Here is a 15,082-nt window from a genome sequence, read left to right on the forward strand (position 1 = left end):
GGCGGTGCTCGGCTTAAAGGCTCTAAAGAAACAACGCTTTTCCAAGTAAGTCACGAAACGAGCGTGATCGAAAACCCGTCCCAACCTTTCGATCCGACCGTTTGTATTGCGGTCGAATCGAGTCTCGGGTTCTTTGCAAGAAGGTCGAAATACTGCCGCAATCCAATGACGTCGGGGTCGGTGCTCGCAGCATCGGCCATCTTTCCCCGCCGGATGATGTTGTCTCCCACGATAATTGCGCCCGCGCTGCACAGTTCGAGCGAAAGCGTCAGGTATTCCGGATAGGTTTTCTTGTCAGCGTCGATAAACACGAAATCGAACGGTTCGGCGCGTTCTTCGATCAAGCGTCTAAGGCTTTCCACGGCTGCACCGACCATCACCGAAACTTTCTCCGACAAACCCGCCGACTCGATATTCTTTTTGGCCACCGCCGCGTGTTCAGGGCTGAACTCGAGCGTCACGAGCGTGCCGTCCGAAGGTAAAGCGCGAGCGAGCCAGATCGTGCTGTAGCCGCCCAGCGTGCCGATCTCGAGAATGCGTTTAGCGCCGCGCACGCGCGCGAGCATCTGCAGGAACTTGCCCTGATTAGGCGCGACGTTGATAGGACGAAGGCCCGCTTGCGCGCTTGATCGTAGCGCCCCGTCGAGGGCTTGATCGGGTGCGACTAGCTGACTGCAAAGATAGTCGTCGAGGAGATCCCATTGCGTCTGGTCCATGCGAAGTTTCCTGGTTGGCTTATCAAACTCATTCTAAGCCGATACGGAACTGCGTTTCGTCTTGATCGTTTGAATCGAATGTTACGACCATATTCTTCGTATTAGGGAACAGACAAGAGTGACAGGAACACGACTTCCGATAACCGATGCCGCATGCAATCGGCGGTATCGCGCTGTCAAGTAATGATGCTCGCAAGCCGCATCAACTCGGACTGGCGCGTGCAGCACGTCTTGCGCAAGGTTGCGGCAAGGTGCTTGCGTACGGTCGCGACAGACACGCCAAGAATCTCGGCGCATTCGCTCACGCAATGACCGCTGATCAGTTCACATAGCATGCGCGCCTCGGCCTGTGAGAGGCCAAGCACCGACTCCAGTGACTGCGGGTCGGGACGACGAAAGATGTGCCGGCGCTCGATGCGCAATACCGCGTGCGGCTGCACGAATGCGGCGCCAGCGGTTTGCGGCATCACCGCCATGTGCCATGCATGGCCCCATGTCCCGGGCACCACGACGGTCCTCCGGACGCCCCTGGCTATGGTGTCGGTCAGCGTTGCCTGCAAGGCGCGCTGCACTTTGACATCGGCGTGAACGAGTCGATTGTCGCTCAGACTCAAGCCTGTCTTTTCGCTCAGCAGCCCTGCCGCATTCGCCATCGAGCACATGATGGTCAAGTCCGCGCTGACGGCGATCACGGTCGTGTCATCGTTGAGGAGATAGCTGGTCAGAGACGCTTCTGCGCTTTCCGGCGTCCTGCTTTGAGCCATGGCGACGTCGAAGCTGAAACCACTTTCAACGTGCCGCGCTTCTTCAATACATTCCAGCATGATTCCCCCCGAAGCATTTTCTTTTGTAGGCACGGACTTCAAATTGCATCCGATGTGCCTGTCTTTTTGGACCCGCATTCCTATGCACGATGTGTGCCATTCATGCAATGTCGATTTCCCTTCGAAAGATCGCCAGCGCGCACATAACATCAACCGTACTCGATGCGTATCTATTTCGAGGTGTTCATTTGAACCATCGACGGTGATCTGCAAGATGGCCAGAATGACTTCATGGATCGGCAGGAAGCAATCCCGACGATTCGATAACGCAAAGAAGGAACCGATATGTGTCATGCACGAATGGGCAGTTTGCCGGCATGCCCGCCGCGCGGCATCAACTCAACGGCAGCCCGTTGTACGGTCGCCCTCTGCGTTGCTGGCACATTGGCTGTCGCGAGCCTCGCCTTGCCGATCGTGGCGACTGCCCAAGACATCGACCCGGCGAGCGCGCACGGTTCGGCATCGGGCGACACGGCGCGTGATCTGGTGACGCTTCCGAGCCCGCCTGCGCCGAGCCCGCTGGTGAAGGTGCGTCCGGTGCAGACATCGCCCGCGCTCACTGAAAGCGCCACCGTTTCCCGCCAGCGCACGCTGACCAACAACGCGACGTTGCCACGTAGCCCCGATGTTGGCGGTCATCTGTCGGTCGTCGAAGAAATCGGCGGCATAGTCACGAACGACGCGGTCACGCTGGTAGGTCAGGATTTCTACGCATCGTTTTCGCAGTCGTGGACCCAGATGCCGATGAGCGAGCGATATGTGGTCTCCGTTCACGAACGGCCATCGGCACGCTATGGAAGCCTGGTCTGGGTTGAATATGGACAGCGTCGCGTGTTTCAAGCGTTCTTGCCGATCGCGCGGGCCAACATTCGGCCCATTGCGGAGAGTGCGGCGGCAAGCGCGCTGCAGACCGTGATGCAGGCGGACATTGCACGCCTGCTGTTTCACGATACCGACCTCGGGTCGGATGAAATGTAAAGCCACAACAGCCGTTCCAGGTCACGCAATACACAGCGCCTACAAAACAAGGAGAATTCATGCATCCCGCCAACATCGCTAGCCGCCTCGCCGCAATCGCCGCATTGCTGATTACCCATGCAACCGCGAACGCTTCACCGCTTGTGTACGAACCGGTTAATCCCACGTTCGGTGGCAACCCGCTCAATGGTGCGGTGCTGATGGACCAGGCGAATGCGCAAAACAAGCACACGGACCCGAGTCTGTCCGATTCGCTCACGCAGCAGTCAACGCTCGATCAATTCAACAGTCAGCTTCAACAAGCCATCCTTTCTCGGGTGGCGACTTCGGTGACGAGTTCGATTGTTGGCAACGACGGCACGCTCAAACCTGGAACCATCAACACAGGAAATTTCTCCATTGCGATTTCGCAGGTCTCAGGTGGCAATCTACAGGTGACGACAACCGACAAGACAACGGGCGCAACGACCACGTTCGTCGTAAGCGGTCAATAAGTTAGCCGACGATAAATATCGGTGCCTGGAAAATACTAAAGATAACTAAGCAGATTGATTGAATCAACCTGCGGACATGAACGGGGAATGAAATGAGCCGAATAATCGTCAGAGCGTCGCTTGTGCTTGCTTGCTCCACCGTACTCCTGCTGGCGGGGTGCGCCGCGCCGCCTCAGAATGTGGCGGGCAACGCAACCCTTACCCCGCCGACACGCGTCACGCGAGACCTCGTACGTCTGCCGCCGCCCAAGGGCCGGGTTCTCGCAGCGGTTTATGGTTTCCGCGATCTGACCGGCCAGTACAAACCTTCGCCCGACAGTTCGTTCTCGTCGCAAGTAACGCAAGGAGGCGCGTCGTTTCTCGTGGCGGCAATGCGCGACTCGGGTTGGTTCACGCCGGTCGAACGGGAGAATCTCCAGGACTTGCTGACTGAACGCAAGATCATGCGAGCGCTCGAAACACCCGACGACAAGAATCGCGTCGTTGCGCAGATCGGCGCGCTGGCGCCGGCGAACGTCATTCTGGAGGGCGGCATTGTCGCCTTCGACTCCAACGTGAAGACGGGCGGCGCAGGCGTGGCGTATCTCGGCATTAGCGCATCGCAGCAGTATCGCGTGGACCAGGTAACCGTCAATCTGCGCACAGTCGATATCCGCAACGGCCAGATTCTCAACAGCGTCTCCACCACGAAGACCATCTATTCATATCAGGTGGATGTAGGCGTCTACAAGTTCGTCGGCTTCAAAGATCTCTTGCAGGCCGAAGTGGGCATGACGCGCAATGAGCCGCAACAGCTCTGCGTGAAAGAAGCTATCGAGTCTGCTGTCGTGCATTTGATCGTCCAGGGGCTGAAAAACCAGACCTGGGCGCTGAAGGACGACAAGGATTGGTACGACCCCACCGTGCAGCGCTATTTGCAAGAGAACCAGAGCTATGTCGCCGATATGGACCAGCTCGATCCGCCCCAGGCATCCGACCCGATCAACCCTGACAAGAGCGCGGGCATTTGAGCGCTTACATGGAGTGTGCAATGAAACCTGAATACATCGTGCGTGGCGTAGCCCGGACCCAGACTCACCTGATGATCGCGATGGTCGTCGCGATCACGACGACGGCGGCATTCGCGGGGGATTTATCGTCGGTGTCCGACTTCGGCGCGGGCGAACCGGCTTTCATGACCACACGACTAAGGCAAAGCGCGACTGTCGATCAGCGCGGAGCCGATAACCAGTTCCAGGGAAGGCAACTTGGCAGCAACGGACTGCTCTCGATCCAGACAGGTGCTGCGAACACGGCGAATCTGGTTCAAACAGGCGCGCGCAACTGGCAAGCGTTGTCGCAGGCGGGCAATGGCAACCAGTACGCGGGAAATCAGGCGGGCGCCTACAACACCGCGAGCGTGATCCAGCAAGGCAGCAATAACTACGGGTTGATCGATCAGGCGGGAACGGCCAATCGGGCGTCGATCACGCAAAGAGGCAATGACAATCGCGCGACGGTCGTGCAAGTCCGCTCGTATAGCGGCGTGGAAGTTCTACAGAACGGTAACGGCGCACGAGCGCTGGTGTTGGCGCGGTAGAAGCAAAGCAGCAGCGGTATCGGAAGGCAAGCGGCATCGGCGTGCAAGCGCAGATGGCGAACGGGTGAACAGCGCGTCGATCGATTGCAACGACTGAACCCCGCAAGCGGGACATTTTCAATGAGACGTTTCACCACCACTATCTCTACAAGAGGGTTATCAATCATGAAGATCAAGGCATCCGTCATCGCAATGGGGTTTATCGCGCTCGCATCGACAAGCGTGTATGCCAGTACAGGCAATCAGGATTCGATCACGATGATCGGTTCCGGCAACACCGCGGCCATCGATCAGAATGTCACTCAGGGCGATCGTGTGTCGATCGATCAGCGCGCGGGATCGGGAGCCGTTGCAAACAACCTGGCGACCGTCAGCGAAGCCGCATCGATTGGCAACAGCGTGGCGGTCAACCAGTCGAGCGGAGGCAATACGACTTCCATTTCGACCAGCGGCGGCGGCCAGAACATCACCAATGTCCTGCAAAATGGCGCGAGCACATCGGAGGCGACCGTCAGTCAACGAGACGAGATTGCCAACGGCGTATCGATCACGCAGTCGCTTGGCGGTGGCGGCGTAGCGTCCGTCACGTCGAACTACGGCGCTGGCGACTACACGACGATTGTGCAGACCGGTCCCAACGCCGCCCATGTTTCGCAGAGCACGGCATCGAATGACTTCACCGCGATATCCCAAAGCGGCGCCGGCGCGTCCGCGACCGTCGGCCAGACGTTCTCGTCCGGCAACACCACGGTCATCAATCAGGGAGGTCTGCTGAACGCCGCCACCGTCACGCAATCGGGCTCCAACAGCAACTCGACGACCGTGAGCCAGTACGGTTTGATCGGCAACAACGCTACGGTCAGCCAGGCGGGCAGCTCGCTGAACTCGACCGGGATTGTCCAGGCCGGGATCCTCAATACGGCGTCGGTATCGCAGACGGGTTCCTTCGGCAACTCCACGTCCATTTACCAGGAGGCCGCCGGCGATGTAGCGACGGTATCGGATTTCAACGCCAGCAACGGCCGAGTGGATATCAGACAGTCCGGAACGCGAGAACGCGTCGCGGTCGCGCAGGCTTCGGAAAACGGCTCTTCCACAACGGTCGCGCAAAGCGGTATTGGTCAGGGAAGCGTCACCACCATGCAGGAGAACGGCGGTGCCAACAGCATCAGCGTGACGCAGTCGAACACTTCGCTTTTCGGCGCTGCAAACGTGGCCAGCCTTACGCAAGATGGCGCGGTTGGCTCGTCGCAAATACTCACGCAAACTGGTTCGGCTAACCGGACTACCGCTTTCCAGGCGGGTTTCGAGGATACGCTGCTGGCATCGCAGTCGGGCAGCGCTAACGTGCTGTATGCGTCGCAGTCCGGCGATGGCAATTACGCGCAGACATCGCAAATCGGCACTGGCAACAGTGCTTCGATCACGCAGGTCGGCGGCGGCAACGCGGCGAACATCACCCAAAACGGCTCGCATAACGTTGCAACCATCGCCAGCCACTGAGATGTAAGGACGCGAAACTCCTGGCTTGTCGGACCCTTCGGCTCTTGCGCGCCGGTCCTGTCGCTCGACGGCGGGACTGGCGCGTTTTTTTCGTTGGGACGTAACATGAACGCGGATCACTTTGCCTATTTCGCTATCCTGTACGTTATGCGACTGCAACGTAGTTTGGCCGGAAGCCATCGTGCGTTTATTAGCTTCCGACCATTGACTAAAACGATTTCCAACGCATTCTGATGGTCACAAACGGACGGGCGGAATCCGAAGTTCGTGTCGCAGACCAAAACAGCGGATGCCCTTTACAAGCCGCTTCCTACACGAAGCTAACGTAGCCGCTGCGAAAGCACGTGTCTGCGTCTCACATAGAAGCAGACATACATTTCGGCACGCCGACCTGCCAGACACAGCAATATATCGGCCGAAATAAACCGCTTGACGCGAATGTCCATTTTCAATATCGGTCGAAGAGTCAATGCTCGACGTACCGAATTGAATAGGGGTGCCCATGTTCGCCAACGTGTCATTTCGTCGGGTGTTAGCTCGCCTGTTGCCTGCTATAGCGGTTTTTTTCATCGCAGGGTCCCCTGGCATCGCTCAGACCGGCAACCAGAAGCCGAACATCATACTGCTGGTGTCCGATGACACAGGATGGGGCGATCTAGGTGTTTACGGCGGCGGTCAAGGGCGTGGCGCGGCGACGCCGAACCTTGATCGCATGGCACGCGAAGGCATCCAATTCTGGGATTTCTACGGCCAGCCAAGCTGTACGCCGGGACGTGCGGCAATGCAAACGGGGCGGCTTCCCAATCGAAGCGGCATGACTACCGTAGCGGCTCCGGGGCAAGGCGGCGGCCTGCCGAAGAATGAAGTGACAATCGCCGACGTGCTGAAAAAGGCGGGATATTCGACCTTCTTCACCGGCAAGTGGCATCTGGGCGAAGCCGACTACGCAATGCCGACCGCTCATGGGTACGACGAGATGAAGAACGTGTACCTATACCATCTCAATGCGTACACCTACATCGACCCAAAATGGAACCCCGACTGGCCGGCCGATGTGCCGAAGGTCAATCCGCTCGGAGAAATTGAGGGTAAGGCGGGTGAGAAATTCCGGGAAGTTCGTAAGTTAGGCGGTGACGACATTCCGATGCTCGACCAGAGCATCGAAACGACTTCGGTCGACTACATCAATGCGCATGCGAATGATGGCAAGCCGTTCTTCATGAGTATCAACTTCACAAAAAACCATCAACCGAATTTGCCCGCGCCGGAATTCGTCGGGAAGTCCGACGTCAAGACGAAATATGGTGATGCAGTCGTGGAGCTCGATACACGGGTAGGCCGCATTTTCGACGCACTACGCGCCGCCGGGCTCGACAAGAACACGCTGGTGTTCTACACGGTCGACAACGGTGCATGGCAGGATGTCTTCCCTGACTCTGGCTATACACCCTTTCGCGGCACGAAAGGCACCGACATGGAAGCGGGCAGTCGCGTTCCGGCGCTGGCCTGGTGGCCCGGCCACATCAAACCGGGCAGCACGTCATGGGATATCTGCGGTGGCCTCGATCTCATGGCCACGTTCGCGGATGTCGCGGGGACATCGTTGCCAACCGTCGATCGAACAGATAAGCCGACTATCTTCGATAGCTACGACATGACTCCCATTCTGTTGGGAACAGGCAAATCCAAGCGCAACTTCTGGTTGTATCAAACAGAGGACGAGCTGGCTCCCGGCGCAATCCGGGTGGGCAAATTTAAAGCGGTATTCAACTTACGAGGCGACTATCCGCCATTCAGCGACGAGAACCATACCGGGTGGAAAGGGCCGGACAAATATGTCGCTACCGCACCTCGGCTATACGACTTGCAGTCGGACCCGGGCGAGCACTACGACGTGTTCATGACGAACTGGACGGAAAAGAGCTGGACGTTCCCGATCTTCAACGAGGTGATGAAGCAAGTGGTCGCGAGTTACGTGAAATATCCGCCCGCGCCGCCGCAAAGTGTCACGTACACGGGTCCAATCAAAAATTCCCAGTTCCAGATGGTCGAGCAATTGAAGGCGCGCCTTGCTGCACTTCAAAAGTCTGGCGGTCTAGGTGATTGATGAAGCTGTGCGGCATGGGAACATGCATGCCGCTGCGGCAAGACATATCGCATCGAGATGCCAAACGCAGCCAGCTTGGCGAGTCGCGCTACATGCAGTCGTATAACTTACGCGATCTCGTCTTGTCCTAACGACTTTGTTTGAGACGATGGAAAAAAGGTAGGTTATACGGAATCGTCGTCGAAGATATTCAAATGGCGACCGTATAAGGTGTGGCCTGAATTCGAAGTAAAGCTGAAGGTCCCGTTTGCAGAAGCCTGTGCGCTCTTGATAAATTCCAGAAATCCCGCGTCGGTTGTCGGATCCTGTGCAAGATTCATTGTCGCGCCGTCAGACGTGTTATACGTACCATCTTTCATTCGGCGTTCGTTGATAAGTCGATAGTCATGCTATCCAATGCACGCCGGAAAACATGTGCTGGCTCGTGCCGCGCTATCGCTGGCATGCGCTGCGATACGACGTTGCCCGGCACATCGTCCGGAAGCGCCCCCGACTTCAGCCACGCAAGCGGAATACGCCACATGCTGTCTTCAAAGCGGCTATGGAAAAATGCAAAATGCCCGATCGCCGTGTGGCCAATCTGCTCTGGAGCAACGCGCAAATGCGTGAGCGCGCTGCCGGTGAAATAGCCGAGCAGACGTTCGATGGCAGCGACCGTTCCGAACTCATCGTCGGTTACGCTGATCGCAAGGAGCGCTGCTCGCACCGCCGAACATTGCTCGACAAGACGCGCACGTTCATCGTCACTGCGGGCAAATTCACCGTGCCGATAGGTCTCTTCGAAGCGCGCCTTGCTGCCGCTCCACGAAAGCGCCACGCCCTTGGGCGTGTCCTCCATCCAGCCAAGCCGCTTGGCTGGCACATAGCCGATCACCACCGCCAGCAATGGCATCAGCACATGCCAGCGCCATAACATTGAACGCTTGCGCTCGGGTGCGTAGTCGCGCCAAAACGCGTACTGCGCGCCCATCGTGACAATGCGCCGGATAATCCCGTTCGATGGTGCAAGCCCGATGACAAAACCGCCTATGCTGTGCGCGACGACATCGACGGGCTGGCCTGCAAATTCCCGCGCCGCGTATTGCAACAGCGCTTCGAAATCGAGTTGCCCCCAGTCGAGCCACGACGCACGAAACCCACGCAGCGTGGAAGGCCGCGATTCGCCGATGCCGCGGTAGTCGTAGACGATCGCATCGTAGCCATGCGAATGGAGAAAAGCGGCAAACCGAAAGTAGTATCGGCAACGCACCGAAGTCGCCGCGTTGACGATCACCACAGGCCGCGCGCTTGCGCTCTCGCACTCTTCACTTTTCCGATGACGCCAGACAAAGCCGTTGATCGCGCAGCCATCGGCCGCGACGAGTGCGATCGCTTCCGGCACGGCAACGCTCGCTTTAATGTCCCTCACTGCATCCCCCTGCGTTACCTTAAGGTTGGCATCGATTCATCCTTAAGGCGATGTCCACTCATAGACGCCGCCCAGCTTCACAAATCGACATTTCACTTGACTCGCGCGTTCGGCTCAACCAATCTTTTTGCATCTTTCGCATAAGGAACACGCATGCCAACGCCCCTGGTGCGGCTTGCATCGCTCGACTTGATCCGCGGCTTCGTTGCCGTGGGCCGGCGCATGAGCATCACGCTCGCGGCCGAGGACCTCTGTCTCACGCAATCCGCATTGAGCCGCCAAGTGCATGCGCTCGAGGACTTGCTTGGCATCGCGCTCTTCAAACGCGGTTATCGGTCGATATCATTCACGCCCGAAGGCGAACGCCTCTTTCGCATCGCCGATACCGCCGTCCAGCAGTTGCAGGATGTATTCGAGACCCTGAATCAGCCACAAGGGCGGTTGCCGGTGACGATCACAGCGAGCATCGGCGTGACCGGTCTCTGGCTGTTGCCGCGCCTCAACCGCTTCCAGCAACGTCATCCCGAGCTTGATCTGCGCGTCGCGGCCATCGATAAAAACCTCGACTTGCGCGCGGAAGGAATCGATCTCGGCATCCGCTACTGCACCGCGGCCACAGCGCCGCCTGGCGCCGTGCGTCTGTTCGAGGAGGCGGTGGTGCCGGTGGCCCATCCTTCGCTCGGCCTGACCCGTCTCGACGACAACGCCCTGCTTCGCCAGAAGGTGTTGCTCGAATTCGAGGGTCCGCGCCGGCCGCTTTTGCGCTGGGCCGACCAGCTCGCGGCGATGGGGCTCGATGACGCGCATCCATCGGGAATGTTGCGCTTTAATCAATACGATCAGGTGATTCAGGCAGCGCTCGCCGGACAAGGGATTGCGCTCGGTCGAATTGCGCTGATCGAGCCCTTGCTCGCCGATGGACGCCTCATCGCGCTCGCCGACGGCACGGCGGGCCGCACGACCGCCTACGGATACTGGCTCTATCAAGCCGATGAAAAGCCGCGTCAGGACGTACTCGATGTTGTCGAGTGGATCCGATCGGAGGCACGCGAAGTCGAGGCCGTCGTGGAACGCATGCTGTCCGCGCAGGCCGCGCGCTAGCTTTTTCCGCATGCGCGCCATGCATGCGAACCATCCCAAAGTATTGATTGAAGCGCGCGATTCTCCAGCATCTAATGGCTGGCAGCGCCGCGTCGTGCTCATGTGCTCGCGATCGACATAGCGGCGAACACACCTCGACCAAGCGCGAAGGAGATCACGTGAGCGAACAAGACGATGCCTGGAACAAGCGCTGGCAATGGGTGATTGCAGGCGGCGTGGTGATGGGCGCCGCGTTGGGCGTGCGGCATGTGCAAGGGCTCTTCGTGATGCCGGTGACGCTCGATCACGGCTGGTCGCGCGAAACGGCCGGTTTCGCGCTCGCGTTGCAGAACCTGCTTTGGGGTATCGCGCAGCCGTTTACCGGCATGATCGCCGACCGCTTCGGTTCGGCGAAGGTGATATTCGCAGGTTTGCTCGTCTATGCGCTCGGCCTCTTCATGATGGCGTATGCGGGCACGCCGGGCGTCTACACGCTCGGCACGGGCGTGCTGGTTGGCATCGCGCTTTCGGGCTCGGCGTTCGGCGCCGTCTATGGCGCGCTCTCCCGGCTCTTTCCCGCCGAGCGACGCAGCTGGGCGCTGGGTGTCGCGGGCGCAATTGGCGGCCTCGGCCAGTTCTGCACCGTGCCGATAGTGCAAAGCCTGATGAGCCGCTTCGGCTGGGTATCGACACTCGTTGTGATGGCTACCGTGCTGATCATGCTTGCGCCGCTTTCGGCGTGGCTACGCGATCGACCCTCACGCCGCATGCCCGGCGACGCTCCGGCGCAATCCATGAGCGCGGCCGTGCGCGAAGCGCTCTCGCATCGCGGTTTCTGGCTCCTCAACATCGGCTTTTTTGCATGCGGTTTCCAACTTGCGTTCATTGCGGTCCACATGCCGGCCTACTTGCTGGATAAAGGCTTGAGCGCGATCAACGCAAGCACGGCGCTTGCGTTGATCGCCCTTGCCAACGTGTTCGGCACGTACCTGTGCGGTTACGCGGGCGGTTTCATGCGCCGAAAATACGTGCTATCGGCGATCTACTTCATCCGTTCCGCCGCCATGGCGGTGTTCTTTCTCGCACCGCTTTCGCCCGCCAGCCTTTACGTATTTTCGTTTTCGATGGGCCTCCTCTGGCTCGGCACGGTGCCGTTGACGAACGGACTCGTGTCGCAAGTGTTCGGTGTGCGTTATATCGCGACGTTGTTCGGCTTCGTATTTTTCGGGCATCAACTGGGCAGCTTTCTCGGCGTGTGGCTCGGCGGTTTGGTATACGAAGCGACTCACGCGTACGACTTGCTCTGGTATGGCGCCGTCGCACTTGGCGTTATTGCAGGACTGTTGCACTTGCCGATCGATGACAAAAGCGTCGAGCAACTTCCCGGCTCGGTGGTACGGCCCGCATGAAAAACGTGCTGCACGCGCGGAGCACGGGAGTCGCGATAAACCCTGCGATGCTGCGTCGATTTCTGATCGCAGCCGCAACAGCGCTTTTTGCACTTCCGATCATCGCGTTGTGTTTTGCGGGTTACCTCACGTCCGCGGCGATGTTCTCCGTTCTATCGGGAATCGCGTTTTGCGGATGAGCAAAGCCAGTCAAGACAAAAGGCCTTTAGATGAATACGAAAATCGGGTTTATCGGCATTGGCGCGATGGGCCAGCCTATGGCGTTGAACATGGCGCGATCGGGAATGTCGCTCGTGGTATGGAACCGTACGCCGGGAAAAACGAGTGCACTGGTCGCGGCTGGCGCGCATGCCGTCGATGATCCCGGCGATGTCTTCGAACACGCACTCACCGTGGTGCTGATGCTTGCCAATGACAAAGCGATCGACGCCGTTCTCCAGCGAGGCACGTCTGCGTTTGCGACGCTAGTCAGGGGACGGACCATCGTGCAGATGGGAACGGTGGCGCCCGAGTATTCGACCGTGCTGGAACGAGACATCAAAGCCGCTCAGGGACGTTATGTAGAGGCGCCGGTATCGGGATCGAAAAAACCGGCTGAAGACGGTCAGCTTGTTGCCATGCTGGCCGGTGACCAGGAAGCTATCGACGCTGCCCGGCCTTTGCTCGAACCGGTGTGCCGTCAAAGCATTGAATGTGGCCCGGTTCCGAATGCATTGCTGATGAAGCTTTCGGTCAATCTATTTTTGATCACCATGGTGACGGGGCTCGTCGAGGCGTTCCATTTCGCCGAGCGGCACGCGTTGGACCTCGAGAAATTTGCCCGGATACTGGATGCCGGACCCATGGCGAGCAGCGTTTCGCGAGTGAAAATATCGAAGCTCGTTGGCAACGACTTCACGCTGCAAGCAGGGATAACCGACGTATTGATGAACAATAAACTGGTCGCCGATGAAGCGAGAAGATCGAGACTTGCGTCGCCGCTCCTGGACGTGTGCCACGCGCTATACGGCGAAACGCAGGCACTCGGCTTTGGTTATGCCGACATGATTGCCGTCATCCGGGCAATCGAAGCGCGCAGCGACACACTTGGCTAAGCGACCCGGGCCAAAAAATTGCCCTTCATTTGCACGACGCGCGAAGCAACGACAACTCAACCCCGCGCGGCCAGCGCCCGGATGCGGTCCGCGGTCGCGGCGTCTATCGCGGTGTAGACGATCAACCCGAGATCCGGCCGGCCATCGACTGAAAACGACGAATATTCCAGCTCGATTGCTCCCAGTTCCGGGTGTCGCAAGCTCTTGGTTCCGGCTCCGTGACCATTCACCTCGTTTTCTCCCCACAGCGCTTCGAACTCCGGGCTGACCCGGCAAAGCTCATCCACGAGTTCATTGATCTCGGACACTGCACCCGCTCGCGCGGCGTCTGCCCTGAACGCGCCGACCACGAAGCGCGCGATGGTTTCCCAATCGTGCTGTTTTGCCCGGATGGCAGGATTGCAGAACAGGAACCGCAGAATATTGCGCTCGTGTGCAGGCATTACGCTGTAGTCGGTGAACACAACGGTGGCGGCACGATTCCAGGCAATGATGTCCCACGTGGCGGTCTTGATCAGGGCCGGGCTTGCATCGAGCGAATCGAGCAGGCGCTGCAACCGCGGACTGACGCCGGCAACCGATTTGTAGCGGACCTCGGGCGGCCGCCCCAAACCTAGCACGAAAAGATGTTCGCGCTCGGCCTCGTTCAACATCAATGCGCTGGCGATCCGGTTCAATACTTCCGGCGATGGCGCGCCGCCACGTCCCTGCTCGAGCCACGTGTACCAGGCCGGACTTATATTTGCCCGCTGGGCAACCTCTTCGCGGCGAAGCCCCGGCGTCCGCCTGCGACCCGAAAATCCAAGTTCGGACGGGTCAAGACGTCCACGACGGTTTCTTAAAAAGACGCCCAAAGAACTGGGTGTGCTGATCGGCATGAGAACCCTGTTAGTCATCTTAATATGATGATCTCACTACTTTAATGGAATGAGAATTCGCCAGATAGTAGGCTCCTTACCATCCACGGAGTCATCCATATGCGTATTTTTCTAACTGGCGCGACAGGTTTTATCGGATCGGCTCTTGTTCCCGAACTCATCGGGGCGGGTCACCAGGTGATCGGCGTGACGCGTTCGGACGAAGGCGCCCGGGCGCTCGATGCCGCCGGAGCGGAAGTGCATCGCGGAACTCTGGAAGATCCCGAAAGCTTGCGCCGTGGCGCAGAACAGGCAGACGCGGTCATCCACACTGCTTTCGACCACGATTTTTCGAAATTCGTCGAAAATTGCGAGAAGGACAGGCGAGTCATCGCCGCGCTCGGTTCGGCGCTCGCGGGCTCCGACCGGCCGTTGATCATTACGTCGGGAACCGGAATTGGCGCGGGCCCGAACGGCGAACCGGCGACCGAAGACGTCTTCAACAGCAGCCACCCTAATCCGCGTATTGCGTCCGAACTGGCCGGAAATGCGCTGCTGGACGCCGGTATCAACGTGTCCGTCATGCGGCTGCCTCAGGTTCACAACCCGTTCAGGCAAGGACTGATTTCGCCCATCGTCGAGATCGCTCGCGAAAAAGGCGTCGTGGCCTACGTGGGCAAGGGCGAAAACCGCTGGCCGGCGGGTCATCTTTCCGATGTCGCGCAACTCTACCGGCTCGCCGTGGAAGCCGGTGAACGAGGCGCCCGGTATAACGCGGTTGGCGAGGAAGGCGTGAGCAGCCGCGCCATTGCCGAATCGCTCGGCAGAGGCATGAAATTACCGGTTGTTTCGATCGCCCCGGAGGAAGCGGCGGCACATTTCGGATGGCTGGCAATGTTCGTCGGACTCGATATGCCGGCTTCCAGCGCTCTTACGCGCGCGCGTTTGAACTGGCATCCGACGGGACCGACGCTTATCGAAGATCTCGACGAAGGGCGTTTCGTCTGATCGTTGCATCGTCGCACCGTTGCAC

General features: G+C 58.9%; 14 protein-coding genes. 10 read left to right on the forward strand and 4 right to left on the reverse strand.

From position 1 onward, the window contains the following. Positions 1–50: 50 nt before the first annotated feature. Positions 51–716, reverse strand: a complete 666-nt coding sequence (locus ASG35_RS12055) for an O-methyltransferase (RefSeq protein ID WP_056356868.1) — start codon at positions 714–716, stop codon at positions 51–53. Positions 717–892: 176 nt separating this feature from the next. Next, positions 893–1,540 carry a helix-turn-helix transcriptional regulator gene (locus tag ASG35_RS12060; protein ID WP_162244401.1) on the reverse strand — a complete coding sequence of 216 codons (648 nt, stop codon included), beginning with the start codon at positions 1,538–1,540 and terminating at the stop codon, positions 893–895. A gap of 285 nt (positions 1,541–1,825) precedes the next feature. Between ASG35_RS12060 and ASG35_RS12065 the strand changes: the two genes are divergently transcribed. From ASG35_RS12065 to ASG35_RS12090, 6 genes are all read left to right on the forward strand, one after another. Beyond that, positions 1,826–2,518 (forward strand): CsgE family curli-type amyloid fiber assembly protein, encoded by a 693-nt coding sequence (locus ASG35_RS12065; protein ID WP_056356872.1) that lies wholly within the window; start codon positions 1,826–1,828, stop codon positions 2,516–2,518. Positions 2,519–2,577: 59 nt separating this feature from the next. Continuing rightward, positions 2,578–3,012: a curli assembly protein CsgF gene (locus ASG35_RS12070; RefSeq protein ID WP_056356878.1), complete on the forward strand. Its 435-nt coding sequence runs from the start codon at positions 2,578–2,580 to the stop codon at positions 3,010–3,012. Between the two features lie 92 nt (positions 3,013–3,104). Continuing rightward, entirely contained in the window at positions 3,105–4,022 is a 918-nt protein-coding gene (locus tag ASG35_RS12075) for a CsgG/HfaB family protein (protein ID WP_056356880.1), read from the forward strand. Between the two features lie 20 nt (positions 4,023–4,042). Continuing rightward, the gene (locus ASG35_RS12080) at positions 4,043–4,591 is read left to right on the forward strand and encodes a hypothetical protein (RefSeq protein WP_056356884.1); all 549 of its coding nucleotides are present in this window, start codon (positions 4,043–4,045) and stop codon (positions 4,589–4,591) included. A gap of 165 nt (positions 4,592–4,756) precedes the next feature. Further along, positions 4,757–6,094 (forward strand): beta strand repeat-containing protein, encoded by a 1,338-nt coding sequence (locus ASG35_RS12085; RefSeq protein WP_056356886.1) that lies wholly within the window; start codon positions 4,757–4,759, stop codon positions 6,092–6,094. Between the two features lie 502 nt (positions 6,095–6,596). Further along, complete coding sequence (locus ASG35_RS12090; RefSeq protein ID WP_056356889.1) at positions 6,597–8,201, forward strand: arylsulfatase; 1,605 nt, start codon at positions 6,597–6,599, stop codon at positions 8,199–8,201. Between the two features lie 355 nt (positions 8,202–8,556). Here the strand turns inward: ASG35_RS12090 and ASG35_RS12100 are convergent, their stop codons facing one another. After that, complete coding sequence (locus ASG35_RS12100; protein WP_056356893.1) at positions 8,557–9,609, reverse strand: alpha/beta hydrolase family protein; 1,053 nt, start codon at positions 9,607–9,609, stop codon at positions 8,557–8,559. Positions 9,610–9,762: 153 nt separating this feature from the next. Between ASG35_RS12100 and ASG35_RS12105 the strand changes: the two genes are divergently transcribed. From ASG35_RS12105 to ASG35_RS12120, 3 genes are all read left to right on the forward strand, one after another. Then, a complete protein-coding gene (locus ASG35_RS12105; protein WP_056356894.1) occupies positions 9,763–10,710 on the forward strand; it encodes a LysR substrate-binding domain-containing protein in 948 nt (315 codons plus the stop codon). A gap of 158 nt (positions 10,711–10,868) precedes the next feature. Continuing rightward, complete coding sequence (locus tag ASG35_RS12110) at positions 10,869–12,098, forward strand: MFS transporter (protein ID WP_056357477.1); 1,230 nt, start codon at positions 10,869–10,871, stop codon at positions 12,096–12,098. A gap of 209 nt (positions 12,099–12,307) precedes the next feature. Next, positions 12,308–13,192: an NAD(P)-dependent oxidoreductase gene (locus ASG35_RS12120; RefSeq protein ID WP_056356896.1), complete on the forward strand. Its 885-nt coding sequence runs from the start codon at positions 12,308–12,310 to the stop codon at positions 13,190–13,192. A gap of 56 nt (positions 13,193–13,248) precedes the next feature. Here the strand turns inward: ASG35_RS12120 and ASG35_RS12125 are convergent, their stop codons facing one another. Continuing rightward, on the reverse strand, positions 13,249–14,070 hold the full coding sequence (locus ASG35_RS12125; RefSeq protein ID WP_056356897.1) for a helix-turn-helix transcriptional regulator: 822 nt from the start codon (positions 14,068–14,070) through the stop codon (positions 13,249–13,251). Between the two features lie 99 nt (positions 14,071–14,169). On the opposite strand from ASG35_RS12125, the gene ASG35_RS12130 reads away from it, so the two are divergent. Further along, positions 14,170–15,057: an SDR family oxidoreductase gene (locus tag ASG35_RS12130; RefSeq protein ID WP_056356898.1), complete on the forward strand. Its 888-nt coding sequence runs from the start codon at positions 14,170–14,172 to the stop codon at positions 15,055–15,057. The last annotated feature ends 25 nt before the right edge of the window (positions 15,058–15,082 follow it).

Origin of the sequence: Burkholderia sp. Leaf177, assembly GCF_001424345.1 — a bacterium.
Taxonomy (GTDB): Bacteria; Pseudomonadota; Gammaproteobacteria; order Burkholderiales; family Burkholderiaceae; genus Caballeronia.

Coding starts and splice junctions, on each gene's coding strand:
- ASG35_RS12055 (WP_056356868.1), bottom strand. CDS start 716: ATGGACCAGACGCAATGGGATCTCCTCGACGACTATCTTTGCAGTCAG.
- ASG35_RS12060 (WP_162244401.1), bottom strand. CDS start 1,540: ATGCTGGAATGTATTGAAGAAGCGCGGCACGTTGAAAGTGGTTTCAGC.
- ASG35_RS12065 (WP_056356872.1), top strand. CDS start 1,826: ATGTGTCATGCACGAATGGGCAGTTTGCCGGCATGCCCGCCGCGCGGC.
- ASG35_RS12070 (WP_056356878.1), top strand. CDS start 2,578: ATGCATCCCGCCAACATCGCTAGCCGCCTCGCCGCAATCGCCGCATTG.
- ASG35_RS12075 (WP_056356880.1), top strand. CDS start 3,105: ATGAGCCGAATAATCGTCAGAGCGTCGCTTGTGCTTGCTTGCTCCACC.
- ASG35_RS12080 (WP_056356884.1), top strand. CDS start 4,043: ATGAAACCTGAATACATCGTGCGTGGCGTAGCCCGGACCCAGACTCAC.
- ASG35_RS12085 (WP_056356886.1), top strand. CDS start 4,757: ATGAAGATCAAGGCATCCGTCATCGCAATGGGGTTTATCGCGCTCGCA.
- ASG35_RS12090 (WP_056356889.1), top strand. CDS start 6,597: ATGTTCGCCAACGTGTCATTTCGTCGGGTGTTAGCTCGCCTGTTGCCT.
- ASG35_RS12105 (WP_056356894.1), top strand. CDS start 9,763: ATGCCAACGCCCCTGGTGCGGCTTGCATCGCTCGACTTGATCCGCGGC.
- ASG35_RS12120 (WP_056356896.1), top strand. CDS start 12,308: ATGAATACGAAAATCGGGTTTATCGGCATTGGCGCGATGGGCCAGCCT.
- ASG35_RS12125 (WP_056356897.1), bottom strand. CDS start 14,070: ATGCCGATCAGCACACCCAGTTCTTTGGGCGTCTTTTTAAGAAACCGT.
- ASG35_RS12130 (WP_056356898.1), top strand. CDS start 14,170: ATGCGTATTTTTCTAACTGGCGCGACAGGTTTTATCGGATCGGCTCTT.